The following is a 15,577-nucleotide window of genomic DNA, read 5'->3' as shown; positions in this document are numbered from 1 at the left end:
ACCATGACGACTCGCGACGCGAAGAACTTCCGCCGCCTGGGAATTGCCGCCCTCGCCGCCCTGCTTCTCTCCAGCTGTTCTGCGGTGAATTCCGGCTCCGACGACGACCGCCCGGTGGTGCTCACCACGTTCACCGTGCTGTCGGACATCGCCCAGAACGTTGCCGGCGATCACCTTCGCGTCGAGTCGATCACCAAGGCAGGGGCGGAAATTCACGGCTACGAGCCGACGCCCGGAGACATTCGGCGGGCGAGCGAAGCCGATCTGATCCTCGACAACGGCATGAACCTCGAGGCGTGGTTCGCGAAATTCGTCAACGGTCTGGACGTGCCACACGTCGTGGTCAGCGACGGTGTCGAAGGCATTCCGATCGCCGGTGACGCGTATGCGGGCAAGCCCAATCCGCATGCATGGATGTCTCCGTTGAATACGCAGATCTACGTCGACAACATGGTGACTGCTTTCAGCGACCTCGACCCGGACAACGCCTCGGCATTTGCGGAGAACGGCGCGAAGTACAAGGCGGAACTGCAAGCAGTGCAGGACGGCCTGGTCAGTGGGCTGGCGGCATTGCCCGCCGGTCAGCGTGCACTCGTCAGTTGTGAGGGTGCGTTCTCCTATCTGGCCAGGGACGCGGGACTCAGCGAGGCCTACATCTGGCCGGTCAATGCCGAGCAGCAGGCGACGCCGCAGCAGATCATCGCCGCGATCGACTTCGTCCGGGCCAATTCCGTTCCCGCCGTCTTCTGCGAGTCGACGGTCTCGGATGCCCCCATGCAGCAGGTTGTCGGGGCGACCGGTGCGAAATTCGGTGGGACGCTGTACGTCGACTCGCTGTCCGAAGCCGACGGTCCCGTGCCCACCTACCTGGACATGATTCGCCACGACACCGACGTCATCCTCGGCGGTCTGACCGGCGGTAAATCATGAACGAAGCCATTCGCGTCGAAAACGTCAGCGTTCACTACGGCGAGGTCCACGCACTGGACCATGTCGATCTGACGTTGAATTCCGGAAGCGTCTGCGGACTGATCGGTATGAACGGTTCAGGAAAGTCGACCCTGTTCAAGGTGATCATGGGAATGATCAAGCCGGACAACGGCTCTGTGAGAATCGCCGGTCTCGACGCAGCCGCTGCGCGCAAGAGCGGGCGCGTCGGATACGTGCCGCAGAGTGAAGACGTCGACTGGACCTTCCCGATCAGTGTCCGTGACGTCGTGATGATGGGTAGGTACGGCCACCTCGGGTTCTTGCGACGTCCGCGGCGTGCAGATCGCGAGGCGGTGGCAGAGGCCCTCGAGCGGGTAGAGCTCACAGAATTTGCGGATCGTCAGATCGGTCAGCTCTCGGGTGGTCAGAAGAAGCGCGCCTTCGTCGCACGCGGTATCGCACAGGACGCGTCGATACTCTTGCTGGACGAGCCGTTTGCCGGCGTCGACAAGCGTTCCGAGGCAACGATTTCGACGCTGCTACGAGAGTTGGCTTCCGACGGCCGATCGATCTTGGTCTCGACTCACGACCTCCACGCCGTGCCGAAACTCTGCGACGAGGCGGTACTGCTCATGCGCAAGGTCCTGGTGCACGCCGACCCGGACACCGTGCTTCAACCGGAAAACCTCGCCCTGGCTTTCGGTCTCGACGTGATGGACAGGACCTGATCGATGAACCTCGTAGAACTGCTACTTGATCCTCTCCAGTACGGATTCATGGTGCGCGCGTTGGCCGTTGCGGTTGTGGCGGCGGTTGTCTGCGCGGTGCTCAGTTGTTGGTTGGTGCTCATCGGGTGGTCACTGATGGGCGATGCCGTCTCGCACGCTGTCCTGCCCGGTGTTGTCCTCGCCTACGTCGTCGGCGCTCCATTTGCCATCGGGGCCTTGATCTTCGGGCTGATCGCCGTCGCACTGATCGGACTGATCCGTAACACCAGCCGCGTCAAGGAAGACGCCGCGATCGGTATCGTCTTCACGACTCTCTTTGCGTTCGGTTTGGTTCTCATCTCGGTGACCCCCAGCCAGACCGATCTCAACCACATCATTTTCGGCAACCTGCTGGGGGTGAGCTCGTCCGATCTTCTGCAGGTCGCGATACTCGGCGCGTTGGCGTTGAGCATTCTGTTGATCAAGCGTCGCGATCTGACGTTGTTTGCCTTCGACCCGATCCATGCCAACGCGATAGGTCTTTCGCCCAAGCGTCTCGGAGCGCTGCTACTCGGCGTCCTCGCACTCACGTCCGTTGTGGCGCTGCAAGCCGTCGGGGTCGTGCTGGTGGTGGCGATGCTGATCATCCCCGGCGCGACGGCCTACCTTCTCACTGAGAAGTTCTCGCGGATGCTGGTGATAGCTCCGGTGGTTTCCGCAATCTGTGCGATTACGGGTATCTACGTCAGCTACTACCTCGACACAGCTTCCGGGGGCATGGTTGTGATGACGCAGGGCATCGTGTTCGCCCTGGTGTACCTGTTCAGCCCGTCGCAGGGGGTCATTGCGAAATGGACTTCGCAGCGGCGTAGGACCCGAGCGGAATACAGCGCCGTGGTTTGACGGGCGGTCTTGATCGTTCGTCCAGTTAACAATCCGCTACCAAATCGGGTAGGTTCGTACGGGCATTCGTCACCACAAACATTCCGGCCGCAACGATGCCGGCTGCAAGACAATCGGTGGTGACGCCTTGAACACCGATGGGCCCTTCGATGACGCAGTTCCGAGCACGACGCACGTGGCTGGTTCTCGGCGTCGTTGTTGCGGTCATCGTCCTCGCCGGATCCGGGCTGCTCAGCCCACGAACCTCGGTTCTGGTGGACGATGTCGCCCAGCTCGTCGGCGGCGCCACTGCGACTGCGGTCTGTTGGTGGACGTCGCGGCGCCATCACGGAGTCGAGCGTCGTTGGCGAACTCTGATGGCTCTCGGTATGGCCGGCTGGACCCTCGGAATGTTCTTCTGGGCGTTCTACCGCTCAGTTCTCCACGTACCACTTCCGTCGCCGTCGATCGCGGACATCGGTTTCTTCATGTTCCCGGTGTTTGCCGTACCGGCGCTTCTGTCGCTGGTACGTGAGTCTCCCCGGCGTGAGGCGATCGGCCCGATCCATCTCTGGCTCGTGCTGACGCTCGACGGGCTTGTCGTTGTCGGTGGATTGTTCATCCTCACGTGGACGACCGCCCTGGGTGCCGTCGTTCATACCGGTCCGACAGGGTCTCTCGGGTTTCTTGTCGCGGTGATGTATCCAATCACCGACTTCGTTCTGATCGCGATGGTCTTGCTGATGGTCATCGGACCGAAGGCCGTTGCCGAGATCCGCGAACCGCTGACGTTCCTCGGGTGCGGGTTGGTGATGCTCTCCCTTTCGGACAGTCTGTACGCGTACTTGGTGGCGATCGGCGCCGAGAGTATGCCGACCATCGCCGATGCCGGGTTCATCGCGGGGCCGCCTTTGATCGCCTTGGCGGCGCTGACGAAGCGAACCGAGCCTCGGAACCGCGACGCGCCACAGCAGTGGCGAAGTGATCGGACTCAGTTGCTGCTGCCGTATCTGTTGATCGCGGTGATCGCGACGATCGTGACTGTTCAGGCACTGATCGTCGGCAACCTCGATGCCGTGGTCGTGATACTCGGCGTCGGCGTGCTGGTTCTCGCGCTGGTGCGCCAGATACTCACGCTCCTCGAGAACGACGCGCTCCTCCAACAGATCTCCGCTGCGCAGGACGAGCTCCGGTACCGAGCGCATCACGACCCACTCACCGAGCTCGCCAACCGGGCCGCATTCGACGAACACTTCGCGAGCGCCATCGAGAACTACCGCCTCACGAACTCCGATTGGGTGCTGATGCTTGTCGATCTGGACGACTTCAAACAGGTCAACGATCGTTACGGGCACCCGGCCGGTGACCGGTTACTGGTTGCCCTCACGGCGCGTCTGCGCGAAGCGGTTCCCGAGAGTGCATTTGTCGCTCGATTCGGCGGCGACGAATTCACGGTACTTCTGCAGGGCCCGATCGACGACGCCGTCGTCGTAGCCCGCCGGATCGTCGACGCGCTCAGTTCTGATCAGACTGCAGAAACATCGGTGTCGGTGGGTGCGAGCGTTGGTGTCGCGAAGTTCGAGTTGGCGGACGAGCCGCTGAGTGCACACGCTCTTCTCCGCCGAGCCGATGCGGCGATGTACGAGGCGAAGAGAAGCGGGAAGGGCGCCGTTGTCGTCTACTGCGATCGCCGCGAAGACTAGCGCCGTAAGAGTGCGAAGATCGTTGCCGGTGAACCCGATCCGGCCTTGTTGATCGCGCCACCGACAAGGATGCTCGCCCCGGTGGTTGGCAGGGCGGCAAGATTGTTCAAGTTCTCCAGGCTGATTCGATGCTTGTCGTACAGGAGCGTCGAGACGGGGTAGGTCTCGTCGTTTCCGAGGTCGGGACCGAAGGTGTCGGTTCCCAATGCTCCGCGGGTGCCCAAGCGTCCGGTGTCTATCAGCCACTGCGCCGCGTCCACCGAGAATCCGGGTTGGTGGGTGACACCCTCGGCATCGGCATTGGCATATTCTTCGCTACCCCAGCGCGATTCCCAACCGGTCCAGAGAACTACGGCCGCTCCATCGGGGATCTTGCCGTTGCGCGTTTCCCACTCCTGAAGGTCCGCGACCGTGAGCGCATAGTCCGAATCGGCGGCAGCCTTGTCCCGGATGTCGATCTTCACTGCGGGAAGGAAGAGGTCGGCCGGATCGAGTTGGTCGGCTGTGAGTCCACCTTCCTGAAAGTGCGCGGGTGCGCCCCAATGTGTGCCCGTGTGTTCACCCTCCTTGACGTACTGGAGGTAGTAGCCGTCGTCTGCGATGGTTGCCGCTGTGTCGAGAGTGAACGCGGGATCGCCGGGAAAAATCGGCGTCGTCGCGGGGTCGTTCACGTGGGAGAGCGAAACGACTTGCAACAGCTCATCCAACGGGGTTGTTGCGTCTTGGCTGCTTCCGGAACTGCTACCCATGTCGATCACCTGAGGTCCCGCTACCAGCGCCAGGCCTGTGGCTGCGCGCTGAAGTAACTGTCGTCGTTTCATCGATCCCCCGCCAATTTGCCCGAATTGAGAGTGTTGCAATCACTTTCGCTCCTTGAACACTAGGACAGAACCTTAGGCTGCTGCCGACCATGACGACCACTCCACATCGCGGACGGCTATCACCTGTCCGTGCGGTCGGTGATCTACGTACTGCGGATACTTTGCGGCCAAAGCGTCGATTGCGCTCTCGGACTCCTTGGTGCCGGGGCCGAGGACCTCCGCGCGTCCGTCGACGCGGACCCACCAGAGTGCGGACCAGTTGTCGTCGTAATGATCGACGAGCAGGCTCGCACGCCCCGTCTCGGTGATGTTCCGGAGCCTGCGAAGTGCGGTGGTGGTCTTCGGTTTGTGGTCGACGCAGGAATAGACGGTGTCGCCGACCAAAACGAATACCAGCGGCACGATGTGCGGAACGCCGGCCGCATCTGCCGTTGCCAGGTGAGCCACCCGCGCGGCTTCAAATCGTGCTCTCGGGTCGTCCATATTCACAGCGTAAGGGGATCAAGGCTTGCCGCGAGCCGCTGCTGACGGAACAGTGGTCTCATGGAACCGGATGAAGCGCTTCGGGAGATCGCCTACTGGCTCGAACGATCACGCGCTGAAACGCACCGCGTCAAGGCCTATCGCCGAGCTGCGGAGGTCTTTGCTGGATTGTCCGACGAGCAGAAGGAGTCTCGCCGGAAGGCCGACAGTTGGAAGGCTCTCACCGGCATCGGGCCCAAGACGGCAATGATCATCGCCCAGTCGTACGACGGCGTCCCCGAGTATCTCGAGGAACTGCGGGGGCAGGCCGAGCCCATCGGAGACGGCCCATTGCGCCAAGCGCTGCGCGGCGATCTCCACACACACTCCGACTGGTCCGACGGCGGAAGCCCCATCGAAGAGATGATGCGACGCGCAGCAGCACTCGGCCACGACTACTGCGCCCTCACCGATCATTCGCCTCGCCTCACTGTTGCCAACGGGCTGTCCGCGGAGCGCCTACGTTCTCAACTCGACGTGATAGCCGGTTTGAATGCCGAACTGGCTCCCTTTCGCATCCTCACGGGAATCGAGGTGGACATCCTCGAGGACGGTTCACTCGACCAGGATCCCGATCTACTCGACGAACTCGACATCGTGGTGGCGAGCGTGCACTCGAAGCTGCGGTCCGAACGCGAGGCGATGACCCGCAGAATGCTTGCTGCAGTGCGAAATCCGCGTGTCGATATTCTCGGGCATTGCACTGGGCGTCTTGTCGAGGGTGCTCGCGGAACCCGGCCCGAGTCGCAGTTCGATGCGGAGAAAGTGTTCGAGGCTTGCCGAGAATCAGGGACCGCCGTCGAGATCAACTCCCGACCGGAGCGTCGTGACCCGCCTTCGCGTTTGATCGAGTTGGCCCGCGATCTCGATTGTCTTTTCTCCATCGATACCGACGCCCATGCCCCCGGTCAGCTGGCTTGGCAGGGCTACGGCTGTGACCGGGCCGAAAAGTGCGGCGTCGAAACGGATCGGGTGATCAATACGTGGACCGCCGAAAGTCTTCTGGAGTGGGCGGGAAATTGAGAGCACGCCGGAATGGGTCACCGAGGCGTTTGCTCGGTGACCTCCGGGTTCAGATCCGTGTGGTGGAGCGGCGGGGTTTCTGGTCGGGGTCGATGCCTGGCGGGGGGATGAACCAGGGCAGGTGATCAGCGCCTACCTGGATTTCCCATTTTCCGGTGAATCCGGGTTTTCGGTGCATCAGGGTGTGGTGGGTTCGGCAGAGCAGGACCAGGTTGTCCATGACGGTTGGTCCTCCTTTGGCCCAGTGTTTGATGTGGTGGGCGTCGGTCCAGGCGGGGACGCAGTCGCAGCCGGGGAAGGCGCATCCTTTGTCGCGGGCGATCAGGGCGGTGCGTTGTGCCGCGGTGACAAGCCTTTTGAGTGGGGTGACGTCGAGTGGGGCACCGTTTTCGTCGAGGAGGACGGCGCCGAGCATGCAGTCGCAGGCGATCATGCGGGTGCGGCCTACGCTCAGTGGTCCCATCCAGGGCATGTGGCCGACATCGAGATCTTGTTTGTCGAGATCGGGAATGTCGAGATCCGGCATGCCGGGATCGTCGTCCTCGGACGGGCCAGGTGTTGAGCCATCACCCGTTGTGGCGCATTCACGGTGGTAGGCCAGGTCTTTGGCGTTGATGTGCACGTTCAGGTGTGGGCGTTGGCCGCCGTCGATGCCGGTGGCAGCGTTGTCGAGGTAGCGCCGGATGAGTTCTGCCATGGCGTCTGCGTTGCGTGTGGCGGCGGGTCGTTTGTCGGGTGTGCCGTCCTTGGCGGGGGTGGGCATCGAGAGGCTGGAGAGGGCGGAGAGAAGCATCTCGCCGGTCACTCCGTCGAAATCGCCTCGGACGGCGACTCTTCCGTTGAGGGTCGGGGAGATGCGCAGTTCGTTGCGGTCGGTGTCTTCGCTTGGTGGTATGTCGTCGGATTCGAACATGTGCTCGAGGACGCTGATGGCGTAGCGCAGTTTGACGGTGGTCGCTTCGACGCCGGATGCTGCGGCGAGGAGTGTGTCGCGGCAGTACGGTAGCGCGGCGTCGGGCATTGTTTTGGGTGGGGATTCGCAGAACGCCACGATCAGTGCTGCGTGCTCGAAAGTGAGGTCGCCGGAGTCGAATTGGTCTTCGATCTCGGGGAATGACCGTAGGGCTTTGCCTAGGGTTGCGATTCTTCTGCCGGTGGAGATTTGCAGCATGGTGTGGTTCGCGAGCCATTGTCCGGTGCCGCGGTAGCAGAGTACTTGTTCGTCCGGGTTCAACGTCAGGGTGTCGACGGCGGCCACTCGAATGGCTTCCAGGCGAAGGATTTCCGCTGACGCGGTGATGGCGATCTCGCGGACGTCGGTGGGGTGCAGCCGCCACAATCGTCCGCGCACACCCACAGCGGAGCTGTTGACCACGGCAGTGACAGCGTCGTCGGTGATGTCGATCGTCATGAGAACCCCCCGTTCCATCTCCCATCATACTCGAACATACTTTCGAGTCAAGGACGTTTTCGGGAAGGTGCGGTGGGCCCGGCCGTCGTGATTCTGTTGTTCGAGAGGAGATTCCGCCTCTAGAGCATCAGCGCCGGATCTGTGGTCAGTTCGATGTTGAGCCATGGTTCGTAGGGGAGATCGGCGAGGCTGTTGGCGAACGAGCGTCGAACTGCGTCTTCACCGTCGATGTCCCAGCTGTGTGGCGCGACCATGAACGTCGCTTCGATATACAGCTTGCGACCCACCTTGCTCATGGTGAGAGTCGGTTCGTCCAAGCCGAATTCGTCGCGGACGGCGGTGATGGCTTCGTGCACGCGGGCCTGAACATTTTCGCCGGGAGCACCTTCGAGGAGTTCGATCAGTGCGGTTCGCAGAAGTGCGTACGGTTGCGGGACCAGCATCGCGCAGCCGAGGAGGACCAAGACGGAGTCGACATATCGGTCGGCGTCGGAGAAATCGGTGCGGCCCAGGATCATTGCGGCGACAGCACCGACTGCGACCAGCGCGCTGAAGGCAGCCGACGCTCCCCATTGCCTGGCTTCGGCGACGAGCAGATCAGATGTGCGGTCGACTTGTCCGACGTATCGCCAGATGATGATCGACACCACTGCGCTGACAGCGCCGTATGCCACCAGAGACCCCGCGGTGACGTCGGCTCCGCCCGCGAGGATGACACGAACTGCCTCGACTGCGGCGTAGGCGAGCGTCGCCAGTAGCGCCATGCCCTGGACAGCGATGACTACCGGGATCAATGCCTCCTTACCGAACGGGAAGCGTGCGGTGGGGCCCGAGTCGGCTATCCGCGAGACCCGCAGCGACAGCGCCGTCAACACCATTCCGATGAGGGCGTACACACCGTCGAGCAGGATCACCTGGGACTGCGAGATCCAGCCCCAGAATGCGGCGACCACAGCCAACGCCGTTGCGACCACGAGCGAGTACCGCAGGGCCTTGCGTTCGCGGGTAGCGCTGTCTTCCTTGGTGCCCATGAAATCCAAACCGCCTGTCCGTTTCGATATTCCTTCACGTAGGAATACCAGCAACGACGCGCAGGCACGGCATCAGTGGACCAATTGCGCTGCCAGATCGAGAAAGTCCTCGGCGTTGATGTCGAACTCGTCGGAGAATGACACATCGGGATTGCCCCTGGCTCCGAATTCGAGTGGTCGGGCTATGAAGGCTGTGCGGAACCCGAGAGCTTTGGCCGCCCGGATGTCATATTTGTGGCTGGCAACCATCATGATCTCGGCCGGGTCGAACCCGAGGTATCGAGCAGCCAGGTGGTAGATCTTCGGATCTGGTTTGAAGACACCGGCCATTTCGGCGGTGAAGACGGCATGCCATGGCAGATTTCCGTGCCGGGAGATGCTGACTGCGGCATTCACATCGGCGTTGGACAAGGCAGCGATCGTGTACTGCTGGCGCAGGGTTGTCAGGCCTGCGACGGTGTCCGGCCACGGGTCCAGGAATTTCCAGGCGGTGGTGAGCTCTTCCTGTTCGGCATCGGAAAGTTCGATGCTCTCGCGGGCCAACAGCTTGCGCAGAGCCTCGCGGTACACCGAATGTACTGTCACCCATTCGCCTGTGGAGTCGTCGGCCTCGGAGGTGTTCGCGAAGTATTCAGCGCGCCAGAGATTGACGAATCTTGGCCAGTCGACGTCGGCGTCGGTGATCCGACGGGCCTCTCGGCACAGGGTGCTGTGAAAATCGGTCGCTGTGCCCTGGACGTCGAACAGCAGTGCTTTGATCTTCTCGCGCACAAGCCCTCCACTTCGAGATCGCCTGACGGTGTTGCCACATTATCGCGGTTGCGGCGCCCGATTCGTGCTCGATGAGCGCAAAGGCGCCGCGCGTCGCAAAATAGACATCTATGGCCGACCGCGGATTTACCCCGACTCAGCTCGCCGCCCGAGCTGCCTACCTGCTGCGCGGAAACGACCTGGGCACGATGACCAGCGCTGCCCCGAAGCTGTATCCCCACATGTGGAGCTGGGACGCCGCGTTCGTCGCGGTAGGTTTGGCGCCGCTCAGCGTCGAACGGGCGGTAGTAGAGCTCGATACCTTGCTTTCGGCTCAGTGGAAGAACGGAATGATTCCGCACATCGTGTTCGCGAACGGTGTCGACGGCTACTTCCCCGGCCCGACGCGTTGGGATGTCAATGCGCTGGCAGCGCATGCTCCTTTGGGTACCGCTACGTCGGGAATCACCCAACCCCCCGTTCACGCGATTGCGGTGCAGCGGATTCTCGATCATTCGCGTCGGCACGGACGTACGACGCGTGCGGTCGCGGAAGAGTTCCTCGACCGGCGCTGGAGCGATCTGGTTCGGTGGCACCGCTGGTTGGCGGAGGCCCGCGATCTCGACGGCAACGGCCGCATCGCGCTCTATCACGGGTGGGAATCGGGGATGGACAATTCTCCGCGATGGGATCTGGCATACGCGAATGTTGTTGCGGGACAAGTGCCTGCGTATCAGCGCGCTGATCTCGCTGTGGTGACCGACTTGTCTCAGCGACCCACGGATCACGAATACGACCGCTACCTTTGGCTTCTCGAAGAGATGAAGGCCGTGAGGTACGAGGATTCTCAACTCGCCACTGCCATGAGTTTTGCCGTGGAGGACGTGTTTGTCAGTGCGGTTTTCTCGATGGCATGTGACGTTTTGGCAACTATCGGTGAGGAGCATTCGCGACCAAACTCCGACGTCCGTGATCTGCGCGGTTGGGCAGATCGATTCCGGCAGGGCGTAATTGCCACCACCGATGAACGATCGGGTGCAGCAAAGGATTTCGATCTTCGCACCGGACGATGGGTTCATACCGAGACCATCGCGATGTTTGCGCCGTTGCTGTGTGGCGGCCTGAGCCGCGATGCCGAGCGCGCTCTGTTGCGTACTTTCGAGGGGCCCAAATTCTGTGGTCACCCGGACATGCGATTTGCCGTCCCACCGTCGACGTCTCCGGTTTCCGGCGATTTCCGTCCTCGGGAGTATTGGCGTGGCCCAGTGTGGCCGGTGATCACGTGGTTGTTCTCGTGGGCGTTCGCGCGTCGGGGGTGGGCCGAGCGATCGCACGTCTTGCGTTCGGAGGGGTTGCGGCAGGCCAGTGATGGCAGTTTTGCCGAGTACTACGAGCCTTTCACCGGTGAGCCGCTAGGCAGCATGCAACAGTCGTGGACCGCGGCGGCTGTTCTCGATTGGCTCGGTTGAGTGAACATTCCCTGAATTAGCGGACAAAACGGACTAGTCGACCTTACTCTCGGGAAATGGTCGAGCGACGGATCGTCAGGACACTGGGCAAGCTCACCCCGATCGCGATGGCAGCTGCCATCGCGATCACGGCACCTGGCCTCGCCGCTGCCGACGCTCCCCGCGGCCCGGACGTCTCGTCGTGGCAGCACGTGGACGGAACCGGAATCGACTGGTTCCAGGTCAAGGCGTCAGGGCACGAGTTCGCGATGGTCAAGGCCACCGAGTCGCTCAACTACGTCAATCCGTACTTCATCCAGGATTGCCTGGTCATGCGGGCTGCCGGCGTCTCGCGCGGGGCCTACCACTACGCAGATGTTCGCCAGTCCCCCGAAGCCCAGGCCGCCTTCTATTCGGCGATCGTCCTGGGTATCAACGGACCTGGTGACCTGCCGCCCGTACTGGATCTCGAGGACGCGAAGGGACTGCCCGCCGGTCAGGTCATCGACTGGACTCATCGCTACCTGAATACAGTCCAGGCACTCACCGGGCGGCAGCCAATCATTTACACGTATCCCAACTTCTGGCGCACTCAGATGGCCAACACCACCGAGTTCAACCACTACCCGCTGTGGATCGCCGATTACAACGGGCAGAACGCTCCGGGCCCGCTGCCCGGCGGTTGGTCCAACTGGACCTTCTGGCAGTACACCAGCACCGGACGCATCCCCGGGATCACCGGAAACACTGATATCAACGTCTACAGCGGAGCGCAGGGCGATTTCGATCGCTACGCCAACAGTGTGGGGTTCGGCAGCAGCTAGCTTGCGGCGGGGCCCTTGGCTCCGTGGTGCCCGGTTCGGGCCCTTTCGCCCTCGAGGCATTTGTCTCGAGGAACGCGGAAGGGCCCTTTTTGGCACTCTTGCGAATCTTGGCCGGTTAGTCCGGTTGTTGCTCGCCAGTTACGAGAATTCTGCCGAGTGGTAGCCACAGTCGCTGAACTTTCGACTAGCTGAGCAGGATCAGAAGATAGCTATGGCAGAAAATGAGCAGGACCGCTCCAATTGAAAAGCTACAAAACGGACTTGAAGTTGGGTCTGGCTCGAAGGCGCCCGCTCGGTTTCGGTCGAAGATGGCACCTCGCAATCCAATTATCGGAGCCCCGGAGTACTTCGTTACCGGCAGCCGTCGCCGGGTGTGGTCTGGATCAATTCGAAAAATTTCGACGTGCTCGCACGGGTGATCGGCCTCCATTCAGTACGGAGTTCCCGCTCATGGTTCGAGGCGCTGTGGCGCATCCAACAGGCCTTATCCATATTGGGCATTTGTCCAGATTCCTTGTCGCCCTCGAAGTTGGTCGTCACCCGATCTGGTCAGCGGAAACGCCGAATGCCATCGCGTTCGGAGCGGTGCCGTACTCCGAGGGCTGAATTGTCCGCTTGAACAACGCTGCTCCTCGAAGCTTGTCCGATCTACGAACAAAAACGTCGATCGGTCTGCTTTGTCTGACTTTCGATGGGCAAGCTCCCGGTTATCTGTTATCTTGAACCAGATAACTGGAAGGTTGCTCTCGATTTGCACGGATTTCGAGGGCCAAGGTCCTGTTCAGGGCGGCTCTTCCAACACGCAGGTGTTTCCGAAGAGGAGCTCGAATGACAGGACCGGCAACAGCGTCCGGTGTGAGGTCGATCAGCCGAAAACAGGCGGATCGACCCGAACCAACCGATCAATCGGGAGTTCGCGCCAGCGCTCTCGCATCTCCGTCCACCGAACATCGATCAGGCACATCCTGGGGAGTAAGAAATGCCTAACGACATACCGCCGACAAGGTCGGCCTTATTCACCGCAGGGCTCCCGCCCTGGGTGCGAGCGTGGACGGTGGTGTGGACCGCCATCGCGATGATTCTCGGCCTCTCCGGCGCGACGGCAGTAGCTGCATCAGCGCAGCCGGCCGCGACGCTCGGCGGTCCCGTTCAGGCTCAGACGCCGGCTCGTGCTGCTGTCCTGCCGGACGAACAGCCCGCAAAGGGCTGTGCCTTCAGCGCCCCTAACACTGGCCCTTTCTCGCAGAACATCTGTTGGATCGACATGTCGGCGCTCAACGAAGCCGCGGCCACATCCGCGGCCGGGCAGTCGATGGAAATCCAGCTCACCGAGGGCTACAAGATCAACTTCAAGGCTTTCCTCACCGACTCGGTAGCAGGAAAGACGCATCAGGGGGTCGAAGCGAAGGCACTCCCCACGTTGAGTTACTCAGCGCTGGGAACGTCCGCCTACACGGGTGTGCCGTCGACGATCAAGCCCGCGATCTACCAGAAGTCCTCCGTGAATGGACAATCCGGCGGGACGGTGTCGCTCAAGAACATCGTGATGACCGGGCCCAATGGCACGGTGTACAACTACGGTCTCGTAGCAGCCGATGCCGAGTCGACTGACGCAAACACATCAACCGACAAAGAGTTCCTCACCTTCAATTCGGACAAGCCGCTGCGACAAATCGCGCGCACAGTTGGTGTTGACGAACCTGGCTATCCCGGAATTCGCGCTTGTGACGGTGGGCTGACGGCTATGCCCGCCACCACCGTCCGATGCGATTCTTGGAACCTGGTCAACAACCAGGAGTATTCGCCGGGCACTTTGGTTGTTGCATCGACCGCTCCAACCAACTTCGCGGCGACGTTCGGTAATACCGTTCTGGCGACCTCTCGTCAGGGTCTGGCTTTCGGTGTCCTGCTCTCGAAGGTCAAGATCGACAAGGACCTCACGCGCGTCACCCCCGGTGACGATTTCACTATCGGCATGAGCACCGGCCACCACGCAAACGCGGGTGCTGCTGCAGCGACCGAGATCAAGAGCACCACGACCGGCGCTACAGATACGACGGCATCGACTGGCTGGCGTACGCTCCTCGCAGATACGACACCTACTCCTGTCACGTTCTGGGAGAAGCCAACTACCTCGGCGACCAAGACCGCGAACTATGCGACGTCATGGGATTGCCAGGTAAACGGTGTGACCCAGGCGCTCAGGGTCGGGGACGTTGCGCAGGCAGCACTCACACCGGGCGACAACGTGTACTGCAAGGTCAAGAACACTCCGGTTCTCGTGAAGAAGTCGTCGTCACCACCTACCGGTGAGACGGTCAATATCGGCCAAACAATCACCTACACTCTGAATTTCGAGAATCCCGGCACTGCGCCGGCAACGATCGACTACACGGACTTCCTTGCCGACGTCATTGATGACGGAACGGTTGCGGTCGGTGCTGCTACAGGCGGACTCACCGCTGCATTGGACGGCGCCGACAAAATCAAAGTCGGCGGCACATTGCCAGCCGGCGGCAAAGGGACTGTCACCTACACCGTCACGGTCAAAGACGGTGGCAACAAAGTCCTGAACAACTACCTCGTTCCGGGGACAACAACTCCTCCCACAACATGCGATCCTGCAACCAATCTCTGCACGACGCATCCCATGCCCGGGTTCACGGTCGCGAAGACCGCTGTGCCCGCGACAGGTTCGACGGTTCAGGCCGGCGATACCATTACGTACACGGTCACCGGTGCTAACACCGGCAAGACGGCCCTGACTCCCGCGACGATCAAAGACGATCTGAGTGCGGTTCTCAACAATGCTGCTGTCGTTCCGGGCTCGCTGAAGGCGACCGTCGACGGTGCTGCTGTCGCTGCTCCGACCCTGTCGGGCAGCATTTTGTCGTGGTCCGCCAATCTCCAGGCTGGTAAGTCTGTTGTTCTGACCTACCAGGTGAAGGTCAATGCCGGCGTTGCCGCGGGCACGGTTCTGAACAACAAGGTCACCGGTACTGCGAAGCCACCCACCGGTCCGGACATCACTCCTCCTACGGTGGAGACGAATCACTCGGTTCCCGGCTTCAAACTGGAGAAGACTGCTGATCCGATTTCCGGTTCGACGGTTCAGGCGGGCGAGTCGATCAAGTACACCGTCACCGGAACCAACACCGGTAAGACGAAGCTCGATCCGGTAAAGATCAACGATGATCTGGGTGAGGTTCTCAATAACGCCGCTGTCGTTCCCGGTTCGCTGAAGGCGACCGTCGACGGTGCTCCTGCCGCTGATCCGACTCTGTCGGGCACCACCCTTTCGTGGACTGGTTTTCTCGAAGCCGGTAAGTCCGTCGTTCTCACCTATGAGGTGAAGGTCAACGACGGCGTTGCCGCGGGCACAGTCTTGAACAACAAGGTCACCGGTACTGCGAAGCCGCCGACCGGTCCGGAGATCACTCCTCCGCCGGTGACGACCGAACACCCGGTGAAGGTTCCGGGGTTCACGGTCGCGAAGACTGCGGATCCGGCCTCGGGTACCAATGT

Annotated in this window: 13 protein-coding genes; 8 read left to right on the top strand and 5 right to left on the bottom strand. The window is 61.5% G+C overall.

Annotated features, from left to right (window positions below):
• The first annotated feature begins 3 nt into the window (after positions 1–3).
• From H7C86_RS14655 to H7C86_RS14640, 4 genes are all read left to right on the top strand, one after another.
• Positions 4–930, top strand: coding sequence for a metal ABC transporter substrate-binding protein (locus tag H7C86_RS14655; protein ID WP_019746158.1), 927 nt, complete (start codon positions 4–6; stop codon positions 928–930).
• Complete coding sequence (locus H7C86_RS14650) at positions 927–1,658, top strand: metal ABC transporter ATP-binding protein (protein ID WP_019746157.1); 732 nt, start codon at positions 927–929, stop codon at positions 1,656–1,658. The genes H7C86_RS14655 and H7C86_RS14650 overlap by 4 nt, the downstream gene beginning before the upstream one ends.
• 3 nt (positions 1,659–1,661) lie before the next feature.
• Positions 1,662–2,540: a metal ABC transporter permease gene (locus H7C86_RS14645; RefSeq protein ID WP_069146765.1), complete on the top strand. Its 879-nt coding sequence runs from the start codon at positions 1,662–1,664 to the stop codon at positions 2,538–2,540.
• A gap of 149 nt (positions 2,541–2,689) precedes the next feature.
• Positions 2,690–4,222: a GGDEF domain-containing protein gene (locus tag H7C86_RS14640; protein WP_021332578.1), complete on the top strand. Its 1,533-nt coding sequence runs from the start codon at positions 2,690–2,692 to the stop codon at positions 4,220–4,222.
• Here the strand turns inward: H7C86_RS14640 and H7C86_RS14635 are convergent.
• Together H7C86_RS14635 and H7C86_RS14630 are read right to left on the bottom strand one after the other, a co-directional pair.
• Positions 4,219–4,971 carry a cyclase family protein gene (locus H7C86_RS14635; RefSeq protein ID WP_021332577.1) on the bottom strand — a complete coding sequence of 251 codons (753 nt, stop codon included), beginning with the start codon at positions 4,969–4,971 and terminating at the stop codon, positions 4,219–4,221. The two genes, H7C86_RS14640 and H7C86_RS14635, sit on opposite strands and share 4 nt — an antisense overlap.
• Before the next feature lie 144 nt (positions 4,972–5,115).
• Entirely contained in the window at positions 5,116–5,526 is a 411-nt protein-coding gene (locus H7C86_RS14630; RefSeq protein ID WP_031330968.1) for a TIGR03668 family PPOX class F420-dependent oxidoreductase, read from the bottom strand.
• 60 nt (positions 5,527–5,586) lie between these two features.
• Between H7C86_RS14630 and H7C86_RS14625 the strand changes: the two genes are divergently transcribed.
• Complete coding sequence (locus H7C86_RS14625) at positions 5,587–6,588, top strand: PHP domain-containing protein (protein ID WP_182261734.1); 1,002 nt, start codon at positions 5,587–5,589, stop codon at positions 6,586–6,588.
• Positions 6,589–6,637: 49 nt separating this feature from the next.
• Here H7C86_RS14625 and H7C86_RS14620 read toward each other — a convergent pair whose 3' ends face one another.
• The 3 genes from H7C86_RS14620 to H7C86_RS14610 all read right to left on the bottom strand — a co-directional run bounded on the left by H7C86_RS14620 (position 6,638) and on the right by H7C86_RS14610 (position 9,801).
• Entirely contained in the window at positions 6,638–7,999 is a 1,362-nt protein-coding gene (locus tag H7C86_RS14620) for an HNH endonuclease signature motif containing protein (RefSeq protein WP_031330967.1), read from the bottom strand.
• Between the two features lie 119 nt (positions 8,000–8,118).
• A complete protein-coding gene (locus tag H7C86_RS14615) occupies positions 8,119–9,030 on the bottom strand; it encodes a cation transporter (protein ID WP_080909396.1) in 912 nt (303 codons plus the stop codon).
• A 72-nt stretch (positions 9,031–9,102) separates the two neighbouring features.
• Positions 9,103–9,801: a haloacid dehalogenase type II gene (locus tag H7C86_RS14610; protein WP_069146768.1), complete on the bottom strand. Its 699-nt coding sequence runs from the start codon at positions 9,799–9,801 to the stop codon at positions 9,103–9,105.
• A 110-nt stretch (positions 9,802–9,911) separates the two neighbouring features.
• Here H7C86_RS14610 and H7C86_RS14605 point away from each other — a divergent pair, with 110 nt between their 5' ends.
• The 3 genes from H7C86_RS14605 to H7C86_RS14595 all read left to right on the top strand — a co-directional run.
• Positions 9,912–11,249, top strand: a complete 1,338-nt coding sequence (locus H7C86_RS14605; protein WP_019746148.1) for an amylo-alpha-1,6-glucosidase — start codon at positions 9,912–9,914, stop codon at positions 11,247–11,249.
• 107 nt (positions 11,250–11,356) lie between these two features.
• Positions 11,357–12,052: a glycoside hydrolase family 25 protein gene (locus tag H7C86_RS14600; protein WP_370334015.1), complete on the top strand. Its 696-nt coding sequence runs from the start codon at positions 11,357–11,359 to the stop codon at positions 12,050–12,052.
• 979 nt (positions 12,053–13,031) lie between these two features.
• Positions 13,032–15,577, top strand: a 2,546-nt coding sequence (locus H7C86_RS14595) for an isopeptide-forming domain-containing fimbrial protein (protein ID WP_259349124.1), incomplete at its 3' end; no start/stop codon positions are given.

Origin of the sequence: Rhodococcus sp. UFZ-B548, from assembly GCF_903819475.1 — a bacterium.
Classification (GTDB): domain Bacteria; phylum Actinomycetota; class Actinomycetes; order Mycobacteriales; family Mycobacteriaceae; genus Rhodococcus_F; species Rhodococcus_F erythropolis.
Note: the sequence above shows the minus strand (reverse complement) of the source record. Positions and strands in the feature narration are given on the sequence as shown.

Bases quoted from the DNA above. Each gene is read 5' to 3' on its own strand.
- H7C86_RS14655 (WP_019746158.1), top strand. From the start codon at position 4: ATGACGACTCGCGACGCGAAGAACTTCCGCCGCCTGGGAATTGCCGCC.
- H7C86_RS14650 (WP_019746157.1), top strand. From the start codon at position 927: ATGAACGAAGCCATTCGCGTCGAAAACGTCAGCGTTCACTACGGCGAG.
- H7C86_RS14645 (WP_069146765.1), top strand. From the start codon at position 1,662: ATGAACCTCGTAGAACTGCTACTTGATCCTCTCCAGTACGGATTCATG.
- H7C86_RS14640 (WP_021332578.1), top strand. From the start codon at position 2,690: ATGACGCAGTTCCGAGCACGACGCACGTGGCTGGTTCTCGGCGTCGTT.
- H7C86_RS14635 (WP_021332577.1), bottom strand. From the start codon at position 4,971: ATGGGTAGCAGTTCCGGAAGCAGCCAAGACGCAACAACCCCGTTGGAT.
- H7C86_RS14630 (WP_031330968.1), bottom strand. From the start codon at position 5,526: ATGGACGACCCGAGAGCACGATTTGAAGCCGCGCGGGTGGCTCACCTG.
- H7C86_RS14625 (WP_182261734.1), top strand. From the start codon at position 5,587: ATGGAACCGGATGAAGCGCTTCGGGAGATCGCCTACTGGCTCGAACGA.
- H7C86_RS14620 (WP_031330967.1), bottom strand. From the start codon at position 7,999: ATGACGATCGACATCACCGACGACGCTGTCACTGCCGTGGTCAACAGC.
- H7C86_RS14615 (WP_080909396.1), bottom strand. From the start codon at position 9,030: ATGGGCACCAAGGAAGACAGCGCTACCCGCGAACGCAAGGCCCTGCGG.
- H7C86_RS14605 (WP_019746148.1), top strand. From the start codon at position 9,912: ATGGCCGACCGCGGATTTACCCCGACTCAGCTCGCCGCCCGAGCTGCC.
- H7C86_RS14600 (WP_370334015.1), top strand. From the start codon at position 11,357: ATGGCAGCTGCCATCGCGATCACGGCACCTGGCCTCGCCGCTGCCGAC.